The sequence below is a fragment of the Kitasatospora sp. NPDC042419 genome (assembly GCF_056437345.1).
In genome coordinates this window covers 63949-75684 of the sequence record NZ_JBWKAW010000037.1, presented here as the reverse complement: position 1 = coordinate 75684, position 11736 = coordinate 63949, and the positions used below count along the sequence as shown (strand labels likewise).

General features: G+C 71.1%; 9 protein-coding genes. All 9 read right to left on the bottom strand.

Translation table 11 applies throughout. The features are described 5' to 3' along the window. Positions 1 to 314: 314 nt before the first annotated feature. The 9 genes from AC067J_RS39115 to eccD all read right to left on the bottom strand — a co-directional run bounded on the left by AC067J_RS39115 (position 315) and on the right by eccD (position 11475). A complete protein-coding gene (locus tag AC067J_RS39115) occupies positions 315 to 2000 on the bottom strand; it encodes a ribonuclease J (protein WP_478307561.1) in 1686 nt (561 codons plus the stop codon). Between the two features lie 172 nt (positions 2001 to 2172). After that, positions 2173 to 3072 (bottom strand): 4-hydroxy-tetrahydrodipicolinate synthase, encoded by a 900-nt coding sequence (dapA, locus tag AC067J_RS39110; RefSeq protein WP_478307560.1) that lies wholly within the window; start codon positions 3070 to 3072, stop codon positions 2173 to 2175. Positions 3073 to 3312: 240 nt separating this feature from the next. Continuing rightward, entirely contained in the window at positions 3313 to 4044 is a 732-nt protein-coding gene (gene thyX, locus AC067J_RS39105) for an FAD-dependent thymidylate synthase (RefSeq protein WP_478307559.1), read from the bottom strand. Then, positions 4041 to 4568: a hypothetical protein gene (locus AC067J_RS39100; protein ID WP_478307558.1), complete on the bottom strand. Its 528-nt coding sequence runs from the start codon at positions 4566 to 4568 to the stop codon at positions 4041 to 4043. Before AC067J_RS39100 ends, thyX begins: the two co-directional genes overlap by 4 nt. A 34-nt stretch (positions 4569 to 4602) precedes the next feature. Next, a complete protein-coding gene (dapB, locus tag AC067J_RS39095) occupies positions 4603 to 5349 on the bottom strand; it encodes a 4-hydroxy-tetrahydrodipicolinate reductase (RefSeq protein ID WP_478307557.1) in 747 nt (248 codons plus the stop codon). Between the two features lie 14 nt (positions 5350 to 5363). Further along, a complete protein-coding gene (locus AC067J_RS39090; RefSeq protein ID WP_478307556.1) occupies positions 5364 to 6716 on the bottom strand; it encodes a M16 family metallopeptidase in 1353 nt (450 codons plus the stop codon). 110 nt (positions 6717 to 6826) lie between these two features. After that, entirely contained in the window at positions 6827 to 9034 is a 2208-nt protein-coding gene (locus AC067J_RS39085) for a polyribonucleotide nucleotidyltransferase (RefSeq protein ID WP_478307555.1), read from the bottom strand. A 471-nt stretch (positions 9035 to 9505) separates the two neighbouring features. Further along, positions 9506 to 9796: a 30S ribosomal protein S15 gene (gene rpsO / locus AC067J_RS39080; protein WP_327676988.1), complete on the bottom strand. Its 291-nt coding sequence runs from the start codon at positions 9794 to 9796 to the stop codon at positions 9506 to 9508. A gap of 218 nt (positions 9797 to 10014) precedes the next feature. After that, positions 10015 to 11475, bottom strand: a complete 1461-nt coding sequence (eccD, locus tag AC067J_RS39075) for a type VII secretion integral membrane protein EccD (RefSeq protein WP_478307554.1) — start codon at positions 11473 to 11475, stop codon at positions 10015 to 10017. Between the last annotated feature and the right edge of the window lie 261 nt (positions 11476 to 11736).

Below are 11736 nucleotides of genomic sequence, written 5' to 3'. Positions count from 1 at the left end.
CGCTGTTGAGTTCTCAAGGAACGGACACTTCCTTCAGGCGGCTTTCACACCGGCCCTCCGGGCGCTTCGTTCTTTCGTGTTTCCAGCTTACCAGACGTTTTCCGCTCCGTTTTCCGGAGTTTCATTCATCCGATTTGCTTTGGCCTTTCGGCGCTCCCGAACTCTACCAGAGTTTCTCGGGCCGTTTTCCGCGCTCCGTTCTCGAATTTCGTTCGAGAACTTCTGCCGGGGCCGTCCCGTGGGGCAACCCGGAGAACATTACGCACCGGGCTGCCCCACGTCAAACCGAGGTCAGGAGGTCACGAGCCGCAGGCTCAGACCTCGACGACGACCGGAAGGATCATCGGACGGCGGCGGTAGTTGTCCGCCACCCACTTGCCGAGGGTCCGGCGGACGAGCTGCTGGACCTGGCGGATCTCCAGGACGCCGTCGCCGGCCGAACGGTCGAGCGCCTCCTGCAGCTTCGCCGCCACGGGGACGAACGCCGCGTCGTCGATACCGGAGCCGCGGGCCTGGATGCTCGGGCCGCCGACGATCTTGCCGTTGGTGGAGTCGACCACCACGAAGCAGGAGATGAAGCCCTCCTCGCCGAGGATCCGACGGTCCTTGAGCGAGGCCTCGGTGATGTCACCGACCGAGGAGCCGTCCACGTACACATAGCCGGCCTGGACCTTGCCGACGATCCGGGCGACGCCGTTCTCCAGGTCGACGCAGACGCCGTCCTCGGCGATGACCGTCCGGTTGCGCGGCACGCCCGTGGCGATGCCGAGGTCGGCGGCGGCCCTCAGGTGGCGCCATTCACCGTGGACCGGCATCAGGTTGCGCGGCTTGCAGATGTTGAAGAAGTACAGCAGCTCGCCGGCCGAGGCGTGGCCGGAGACGTGCACCTTGGCGTTGCCCTTGTGCACGACCTTGGCGCCCCAGCGGGTCAGGCCGTTGATGACCCGGTAGACGGCGTTCTCGTTGCCCGGGATCAGCGAGGACGCCAGGACGACGGTGTCGCCCTCGACGATGCGGATCTGGTGGTCGCGGTTGGCCATCCGGGACAGCGCGGCCATCGGCTCGCCCTGCGAACCGGTGCAGATCAGCACGACCTCCTTGTCCGGCAGGTCGTCCAGCTGCTTGACGTCGACGACCATGTTGCCGGGGACCTTCAGGTACCCGAGGTCGCGGGCGATGCCCATGTTGCGGACCATCGAGCGGCCGACGAAGGCGACCTTCCGCTTGTACTCGTGCGCGGCGTCCAGCACCTGCTGGATGCGGTGCACGTGGCTCGCGAAGGAGGCGACGATGATGCGCTTGTCGGCGTTCGCGAAAACGTTTCGCAGCGCGGCCGAGATGTCGCGCTCGTGCGGGATGAAGCCGGGGACCTCGGCGTTGGTGGAGTCCACCAGCAGCAGGTCCATGCCCTCCTCCGCCAGCTTGGCGAAGGCCGGGAGGTCGGTGAGGCGGCCGTCGAGCGGCAGCTGGTCCATCTTGAAGTCGCCGGTGGCGACGACCATGCCGGCGGGCGTGCGCACCGCGACGGCCAGCGCGTCCGGGATGGAGTGGTTGACCGCGATGAACTGACAGTCGAAGGGGCCGATCCGCTCGCGGTCGCCCTCCTTGACCTCCAGGACGTACGGGCGGATGCGGTGCTCGGCGAGCTTCGCCTCGATCAGGGCGAGGGTGAGCTTCGAGCCGATCAGCGGGATGTCCGGGTTCTCCCGGAGCAGGAACGGCACGGCGCCGATGTGGTCCTCGTGGCCGTGCGTGAGGACGATGCCGTCGATCTTGTCGAGGCGGTCCCGGATGTAGCTGAAGTCCGGGAGGATCAGGTCGACACCGGGCTGCTCGTCCTCGGGGAAGAGGACGCCGCAGTCGACGATGAGAATGCGGCCCCCGTATTCGAAGACCGTCATGTTGCGGCCGATCTCGCCGAGACCGCCGAGCGGGGTGATGCGGAGGGCGCCCTCCTTGAGAGCGGGGGGTGCGCCGAGTTCGGGATGCGGGTGGCTCAAAAGACTCTCCTCACGGCGCACGCCATATGCCCGGGGTCCTCCCCCGCGAGACATATGGCGTGCGTACTCAGTGTCGGTTTTTCCTACTGGGTCTGTGCATTCGCGCCTTCGGTCCGGTCCAGCGGCGGGCCCGTGAGGGTCCGGCGAGCCGGGGCGCGCACGTCTGTGTCTGTTACAGGTCTACCCCGCCGGCGGCGAGATCCTTCTTCAGTTGCGCGATCTCCTCGGGAGTCGCGCCTACCAGGGGCAGTCGCAGCGGGCCGGCCGGCAGGCCCTGGAGCCCGAGCGCGGCCTTGGTGAGGATCACGCCCTGCGTGCGGAAGATACCGGTGAAGACCGGCAGCAGGCGCTGGTGGATCGCCGTGGCCTTGGCCACATCGCCGGCCAGGAAGGCCTCGATCATGCTACGCAGATCCGCGGCGACCAGGTGGCCGACCACGCTCACCGCGCCGACGGCTCCGACCGAGAGCAGCGGCAGGTTGAGGATGTCGTCGCCGGAGTACCAGGCCAGGTCAGAGCGGGCGATGGCCCAGGCGGCGGCGCCGAGGTCGCCCTTGGCGTCCTTGTTGGCGACGATCCGCGGGTGCTCGCCGAGCCGGACCAGGGTCTCGTGGCTCAGCGCGACGCCGCTGCGGCCGGGGATGTCGTAGAGCATGACCGGCAGGCCGGTGGCGTCGGCGATGTGCGTGGTGTGCCGGTACAGGCCCTCCTGCGGGGGCTTGCTGTAGTACGGCGTGACGACCAGCAGGCCGTGCGCTCCGGCCGCCTCGGCCTGGCGGGCCAGGTCGGCGCTGTGGTGCGTGTCGTTGGTGCCGACGCCGGCCACGACGTGGGCCCGGTCCCCCACCGCCTCCACCACGGCGCGGACGAGCTGTGCCTTCTCGGCGTCGCTGGTGGTCGGGGACTCGCCGGTGGTGCCGTTGACGACGAGGCCGTCGTTGCCCGAGTCGACGAGGTGCGCGGCGAGGCGCTGGGCGCCGTCGAGGTCGAGGCCGCCGTCGGCGGTGAACGGGGTCACCATCGCGGTCAGGACCCGGCCGAAGGGCGTCTGGGAGGTGGAGGTCGGAGCCATGCGTCCAAAGCTACTCGTAGGCGGTGGGGCGGTACCCAGGCCGGTCCAGGGTTCGGACAGGTGCGGCGCTCGGGCGGCCGGCACCGGGGGCGGGGTCAGCAGCGGGGACATGGGATTCCGGTGCTGCGTGCTCGGGGGTTCAAGCAGCACCGGAATCCGTGTTCACGAGCGTAGGGAGAGGTCGGAAATGCCGCAATCCAGACATGCCAGACACTCAGTCCATATGCCCGTCGTCCCAGGTCAGGGGGCGACGCGGCCGTGCTTCTCGAAGGCCGCATGGGTGAGCGGCATGAGCCGGGCCCACTGCTCCTCCATCCGCTCGGCGACCATCTCGATCTCGCGCTGCGGGAACGACGGCACCGCCGAGTTCTCCCGCTTGGTGCGCAGCGACAGGAAGTGCATCAGCGAGCGCGCGTTGCAGGTCGCGTACATCGAGGAGAAGAGGCCGACCGGAAGCACCGCGCGGGCCACCTCGCGGGCCACGCCGGCCGCCAGCATCTCCTGGTAGCGCTCGTACGACTCGCGGTAGGCGGACTCCATCGAGGCGGTGACGGTCTTGTGCTGCTCCGCGGTGCCCTCGACGAACTCGTACCGGCCCGGACGGCCCTGCTGGACCAGCTTGCGCTCCTCGGCGGGCACGTAGAAGACCGGCTCCAGCTCGCGGTAGCGGCCGGACTCCTCGTTGTAGGACCAGCCGCTGCGGTGGCGGTGGAACTCGCGGAACACGAAGATCGGCGCGCTGATGAAGAAGGTCATCGAGTTGTGCTCGAACGGGGTGCCGTGCCGGTCCCGCATCAGGTAGTTGATCAGGCCCTTGGACTTCTCCGGGTCCTGCTGGAGCGCCTCCAGGGACTGCTCCCCCGCCGTCGAGACCCGGGCCGCCCAGATGACGTCCGAGTCGGCGGCGGCGCTGCGGACCAGGTCCACGGTGACGTCGCTGCGGAACTGGGGGGCCGTCGTGTCGTCGCTCACGCGTTACTCCTCGCGGATTCGGTGGTGCCGGTGGTGCTGGTGGTGCCGTTGGTGCTGGTGGTGCCGATGGCACCGGCGGTCGCCGTGGCGGTGCGGTGCAGCCGGATCGCGTGCTGCATGGTCTTGCGGGCCCGCGGCACGTCGCCGGCGTCGGCGTACGCGACCGCCAGGCGGAAGAACACCCGCCAGTCCCCGGGGGCCGCCTCGGCCTCGGCCCTGCGGCGGGCGAACACCGCGTCGGCCGAGGCGCGGTCGATCCGCCCGCCCGTGGTGCGCTTCAGCTCGTCGACCGGCAGACCGCCCTCGGCCTCCAGCTGCTTGGCGAGCCGCTCGCTGTCGCGGCCGAAGCGGACGGTCTGGCGCAGGAACCAGACGCCGATCACCGGGACGACGAAGGCGCAGAGGCCGAGGCCGATGCCGAGCGGCTTGCCGGTGGCGACCAGCTGGACGCCCTCGCCCACGCAGACCAGGGCGACCAGCAGCAGGACGCCGGAGAGGACGAAGAAGCCGGTACGGGAGGTCACGGCGCGCTCCAGGGGACAAGCACGGTCACAGGTCTCACAGGTCCAGGAAGTGTTCGAGGCCCAGGGTCAGCCCGGGCGTCTCCACGACCTTGCGCACGCCGAGCAGGATGCCCGGCATGAAGCTGCTGTGGTGCAGCGAGTCGTGGCGGATGGTGAGGGTCTCACCGGTGTCGCCGAACATCACCTGCTGGTGGGCGAGCAGGCCGCGCAGCCGGACGGCGTGCACCGGCACCCCGTCGACGTCGGCGCCGCGGGCGCCGGGCAGGCTGTGCGTGGTCGGGTCCTGCTGCCGGGGCCGCCCGGCCTCGGCGCGGGCCGCCGCGATCAGCTGGGCGGTGCGGGTGGCGGTGCCGCTGGGGGCGTCGGCCTTGCGGTCGTGGTGCAGTTCGACCACCTCGACCGACTCGAAGTACTTGGCCGCGGTCTGGGCGAACTTCATGCCGAGCACGGCGCCGATGGAGAAGTTCGGCGCGATCAGCAGGCCCAGCTCCGGAGCCTCGTCCAGCCGGCCGCGGACGGTGGCCAGCCGCTCGTCGGTCCAGCCGGTGGTGCCGGTGACCACGTGGATGCCGTGGCGCAGGCAGAAGTCGAGGTTGTCCATCACCGAGTCGGGGTGGGTCAGCTCGACGGCGACCTGCACGCCGGCGTCGGTGAGCTCGGAGAGCTCCGACCCCCGCCCGAGGGTGGCGACCAGCTCCAGGTCCGGGGCGGCCTCGACGGCCTTGACGGCCTCGGAGCCGATCCGCCCCTTGGCGCCGATCACGGCGACACGCAGCGTCATGGTGAGAAGTCCCTTCAGACCAGCAGGTCGGCGAGCCGGGCGGCCCGCTTGTCGTTGACCGGGCCGATCAGCGCGAGCGACGGCCGGTGGGCACCCAGCACATCACGGGCGACCGCGTGCACGTCGTCCAGGGTCACGGCCGCGATCTTCGCCAGCATGTCGTCCACCGACAGGTGGTGGCCGTAGCTGAGCTCGGCCTTGCCGATCCGGTTCATCAGCGAGCCGGTGTCCTCCATGCCGAGCACGGTGGAGCCGGAGATCTGGCCGATGGCGCGGTGCAGCTCCTCCTCGGTGATGCCCTCGGCGACCACCTTGGCGAGCTCCTCGCGGCAGATCCGCAGCACCTCCTCGACGCGCTTCGGCTGGCACCCGGCGTAGATGCCGAACAGGCCGCTGTCCGCGTACGAGGAGGAGTACGAGTAGACCGAGTACGCCAGGCCGCGCTTCTCCCGGACCTCCTGGAAGAGCCGCGAGCTCATGCCGCCGCCGAGGGCCGCGTTGAGCACGCCCATCGCCCAGCGGCGCTCGTCGTGGCGGGGCACGCCGGGCACGCCCAGCACCAGGTGGGCCTGCTCGGTGGTGCGGTGGAGCACCTCCACCCGGCCGGCGGTGCGCAGCACCTTGACGCCGCGGCGGGCCTCGGCGGGGGCCGCGTCGGACCTGGCCAGCAGCGGGGCGAAGGCCTGCTCGACCTGCTTGACGACCTTGCGGTGGTCCAGGTTGCCGGCGGCGGCGACGACCAGCTGCTCGGGCTTGTAGCGGCGGTGGAAGAAGCCGGCGATCTGGTCGCGGGTGAGCGACCGGACGGTGTCCTGGGTGCCGAGGATCGGGCGGCCGAGCGGTCCGGTCCCGAAGATCACCTTGGCGAAGAGGTCGTGGACGACGTCGCCCGGGTCGTCCTCGGCCATCGCCATCTCCTCCAGGATGACGCCGCGTTCGGCCTCGACGTCCTCCGGGCGGATCAGCGAGCCGGTGAGCATGTCGCAGACCACGTCGATGGCCAGCGGGAGGTCGGTGTCGAGCACCCGCGCGTAGTAGCAGGTGTTCTCCTTGGCGGTGAAGGCGTTCATCTCGCCGCCGACCGCGTCCAGGGCGGCCGAGATGTCCAGCGCGCTGCGCCGCTCGGTGCCCTTGAAGAGCAGGTGCTCCAGGTAGTGGGTGGCCCCGTTGAGCTGCGGGGTCTCGTCCCGCGAGCCGACGCCGACCCAGATGCCGAAGGTCGCGGAGCGCACCGTCGGCAGGGTCTCGGTGACGACGCGCAGGCCGCCGGGGAGCACGGTGCGGCGCACCGTGCCGGCGCCGTCGGCGCCCTTGAGCAGGGTCCGGGTCGTGCCGGGGCGCTGCGTCGCCGCCGAGGCCTGGGCCACGGGGGTACCTCCGTAGAAAGCGGTCCGTAGAGAGCGTGGGGGGGGGACAACAGGGTGCGGCCCGCACGCCGTCGGGGGCGTGCGGGCCGCTGGAGTCAGCTAGCGGCGCTTCACTCGGAAGCGGCCTCGCCGGCCTCTTCGCCCTCGATGACCGGGATCAGCGAGAGCTTGCCGCGCGGGTCGATCTCGGCGATCTCGACCTGCACCTTGGCGCCGACGCCGAGGACGTCCTCGACGTTCTCGACGCGCTTGCCGCCGGCCAGCTTGCGGATCTGCGAGATGTGCAGCAGACCGTCCTTGCCCGGCATGAGCGAGACGAACGCACCGAAGGTCGTGGTCTTGACCACGGTGCCCAGGTAGCGCTCGCCGACCTCCGGCATGGTCGGGTTCGCGATCTGGTTGATCGTGGTGCGGGCGGCCTCGGCGGCCGGGCCGTCGGCGGCACCGATGTAGATGGTGCCGTCGTCCTCGATCGTGATCTCGGCGCCGGTGTCCTCCTGGATCTGGTTGATCATCTTGCCCTTGGGGCCGATGACCTCGCCGATCTTGTCCACCGGGATCTTGATGGTGATGATGCGCGGCGCGTTCGGGGACATCTCGTCCGGGGAGTCGATGGCCTCGTTCATCACGTCGAGGATGTGCAGGCGGGCGTCGCGGGCCTGCTTCAGCGCGGCGGCGAGCACCGACGCCGGGATGCCGTTGAGCTTGGTGTCCAGCTGCAGGGCGGTGATGAAGTTGCGGGTACCGGCGACCTTGAAGTCCATGTCGCCGTACGCGTCCTCGGCACCGAGGATGTCGGTGAGGGTCACGTAGTGGGTCTCACCGTCGATCTCCTGCGAGATCAGGCCCATGGCGATACCGGCGACGGCGGCCTTCAGCGGCACACCGGCGTTCAGCAGCGACATGGTGGAGGCGCAGACCGAGCCCATCGAGGTGGAGCCGTTGGAGCCGAGCGCCTCGGAGACCTGGCGGATGGCGTACGGGAACTCCTCGCGGGTCGGCAGCACCGGCAGGATCGCCCGCTCGGCGAGCGCGCCGTGGCCGATCTCGCGGCGCTTCGGCGAACCGACGCGGCCGGTCTCGCCGACCGAGTACGGCGGGAAGTTGTAGTTGTGCATGTAGCGGCGGCGGGTCTCCGGGGAGAGCGTGTCCAGCTGCTGCTCCATGCGGAGCATGTTCAGCGTGGTGACACCCAGGATCTGGGTCTCGCCGCGCTCGAACAGGGCCGAGCCGTGCACCCGCGGGATGGCCTCGACCTCGGCGGCCAGGGTGCGGATGTCGGTGACGCCGCGGCCGTCGATGCGGACCTTGTCCTTGATGACGCGCTCGCGGACGATCTTCTTGGTCAGCGCGTTGTAGGCGGCGCTGATCTCCTTCTCGCGGCCCTCGAACTCGGGCAGCAGCTTCTCGGCGGCCAGCGCCTTGACGCGGTCGAGCTCGTTGTTGCGCTCCTGCTTGCCCGCGATGGTGAGGGCCTGCGCCAGCTCGTCCTTGACGGCGGCGGTCAGCGCGGCGAGCACGTCGTCCTGGTAGTCCAGGAAGACCGGGAACTCGCCGGTCGGCTTGGCGGCCTGGGCGGCCAGCTGGGCCTGGGCGGCGCAGAGCACCTTGATGAACGGCTTGGCGGCGTCCAGACCGGCGGCGACGATCTCCTCGGTCGGCGCCTCGGCGCCGCCCTCGACCAGCTTGATGGTCTTGTCGGTGGCCTCGGCCTCGACCATCATGATCGCGACGTCGCCGTCCGGCAGGACGCGGCCGGCCACGACCATGTCGAAGACGGCCGACTCCAGCTCGCTGTGGGTCGGGAAGGCCACCCACTGGCCCTTGATCAGGGCGACGCGCACGCCGCCGATCGGGCCGGAGAACGGCAGGCCCGCCAGCTGGGTGGACGCGGAGGCGGCGTTGATGGCCACCACGTCGTACAGGTGGTCCGGGTTGAGCGCCATCACGGTGACGACGACCTGGATCTCGTTGCGCAGGCCCTTGACGAAGGACGGGCGCAGCGGGCGGTCGATCAGGCGGCAGGTGAGGATCGCGTCCTCGGAGGGCCGGCCCTCGCGACGGAAGAACGAGCCGGGGATGCGGCCGGCGGCGTACATCCGCTCCTCGACGTCCACGGTCAGCGGGAAGAAGTCGAAGTGCTCCTTCGGCTGCTTGGACGCGCTGGTGGCCGACAGCACCATGGTGTCGTCGTCCAGGTAGGCCACGGCGGAGCCGGCGGCCTGACGGGCCAGACGGCCGGTCTCGAAACGGATGGTGCGGGTGCCGAAGGAACCGTTGTCGATCACGGCTTCGGCGTAGAACACGTTCTCTTCCACCTGGAAGATCTCCTCTTTCGTACGTTCTCCGGGAGAGCGTCCCCGCGCATCGTCTGCCGGTGGCCCCTGGCCCTCTTTCGCAGAGGGGGGCAGTCGGGCCGGTCTTCGATCGAAGCCTCCGGTGCGCCCCGCTTCGGTCTGCGGGGCTTCCGGCGGCCACTACCGAGGACCGGCGCCTCTCGGCTGGCCGGGTTCGGGCGGGCGGTCCGCGTCTGGACGCTCTCTCGGATGCGGGCGGCTTCCGTTTGAAGCCTTCGTCCCGCGGGGGGTCTGGGGTCTTTCTGCCTGGGTGGCGCTCGACAGCGCCAACACCGGCATTTCCCACAACCCTACGGTGCAATCCTCGGCCACCTGGGGAGGTGCGCGCGAGTTGTTATGTTCGGGCGCCGCTGCGGGCGCCCCGGGTCATCGGCCGCGGCATACGCGCGAGGGGCGGCCCCCCGGTGTGGGGAGCCGCCCCGAGCGGCGGTCTTAGCGGGCGCCGCCGGCGGCACCGCGGCGGATGCCCAGGCGGTCGACGAGCGCACGGAAGCGCTCGATGTCCTTCTTGGCCAGGTACTGCAGCAGACGGCGACGCTGACCGACCAGGATCAGCAGGCCGCGGCGCGAGTGGTGGTCGTGCTTGTGGGCCTTGAGGTGCTCGGTCAGGTCCGAGATGCGGCGGGAGAGCATGGCGACCTGGACCTCGGGGGAGCCGGTGTCGCCCTCCTTCTGGCCGAACTCGGCGATGATCTGCTTCTTGACGTCAGGGGCGAGAGCCACTGCAACTCCTTCGAGGTGATACCGAGCGTTCCTGGTCTACGGCACAGGACTCTGTGAGAACTCGGTGTCGTGACGGGCGCGGCCGGCGGTCACTGCCCCGACCGGGGGCGGACACACGGCTGCGCTCGGAGGCCAAGCGTACCAGTGCCGGTGATCCGGCCGGGCGGCGGGTGCCGGCCGGCCGGTCCGGGCGGCTCCGGCGGTGGCGCGGCGGCCGGTCAGCCGGTGGCGCCGCGCACCAGGCGGTAGACGTCGAGGACGGCGAGCACCAGCGGCACCAGTGCCATCAGGGTCAGGCTGTCGACCAGGTCCAGGATCCGCCCCCAGAACGGGGAGACGCCGAGCCGGGGCACCACCAGGGCGATCGCGGTGAGGACCGCGGCGCCGAAGGCGATCGATGCGGTCAGCCAGACGGTGCGCAGGTCGGCGTCGGTGGAGCCGATGCCGGCCTCCAGGACGAACCGCGGGGTGTGCAGGGAGAGGCCGACGACGAGCAGCGAGAGGCCGAGGAGTCCGGCGATGGTGAGGCTGAAGACCTGTGCGGTGTAGCGGAAGAGCCGGGCGCGGAGCATGGTGGCGAGGCCGAGGACGAGGGCGAGCAGTTCGGGGTAGGTCTCGTCGGTGAAGCCGAGCACCGCGCAGGCGCCGACGATCACCGCGGCGCAGCCGCCGACCAGGCCGACCAGCACCTCGTGGCCGCGGCGGGCCTGGTGGGCGATCCGCTCGTACTGGACCAGTTCGGCGCGGTCGGCGTCCTCGTCGTGGTCGCGGCTGCGGGTGCCGGTCTGGCCGGGGGCGCTGAAGCCGACGGGCAGCCGGGCGAAGCGGGCGGAGAGTCCGGGGAGGAAGCCGATGACGGCGACGGCGGTGACGCCGGTGACGGCGGCGACGTGGTCGGCCGGGGTGCCGGGCAGCAGGACGGCGGCGAAGGTGGCGAGCGCGCCGGCGGCGGCCAGGAAGGCGGCGGCGACGAACAGCGAGTCCTTCTCGGGCAGCAGGCCGACCAGCAGCACGGCGACGACCAGGACGGCGACGCAGCCGGTGAGGAACTGGAGCCGGCCCGGGCCGTCCGGGGGCGTGGCCGGGGAGAGGATCCCGCTGCCCGCGATCATGGCGTGCGGGAGGGCGCCGAGGCCGAGTGCGAGGCCGGCCCAGGCGTCCCGGTAGACCCGGGCGCGGACCCCGGCGAAGGCGGTGAGCACGACGGCGGCGACGCCGGAGAGCACGCCGGGCAGGCCGTGCATGTCGTGGCGCGGGTCGGCGAACCAGAGCGCGAAGCCGAGCAGGGTGAGCAGCACGCCGGTGCCGATCAGGCCGAAGGCCCGCATCAGCTCGGCGCTCCAGAACCGGCGGTCGGTCTCGCCCGCGGTGGCGATGGCGTCGGCGACGTCGTCGTAGACGGCGGGCGGCAGCGACTCGGCGAACGGCCGGAGGCTGAGCAGGTCGCCGTCGCGGACCTGCTGGGCGGCGAGCGACAGGCCGCCGTCGAGGACGGTGCCGTCGCGGCGGACGAGGTGGAAGCCGGTGGGGGCGCCGTCCGGCTGGGTCTGGTTGGACAGCCGCAGCACCTCGGGGTAGACGTCGGCGAGCGGGATGTCCTCGGGCAGCGCGACGTCGATCCGGCTGTCCGGCGCGACGACGGTGACCCGGCAGAAACCGGTCGTGGCGGAGGTGTTCATGGCTGAGGCCTCCCGTTCGCTCGACGCACTGGGCGCTCCCCCTTGTCGACGTGCCGCGGTGTTCCGGCGGCTGGTCCGGTCCGGCCGCCGTACGCGCCCGGCCGGGCGGAACTGGCCGGGCCGGGAAACGAGTTGGCGCGGCGTCACCTTACCGCTCGGTTCGTGCCCGCCCCCGCACGGGGCGCCCAGTAGGATCGGCCCCTGCGCAAGGCGGCGGGGGCGGGCCGCGCTCCTCCCCGGGTGCCTGCGGTCGGCGGAGCG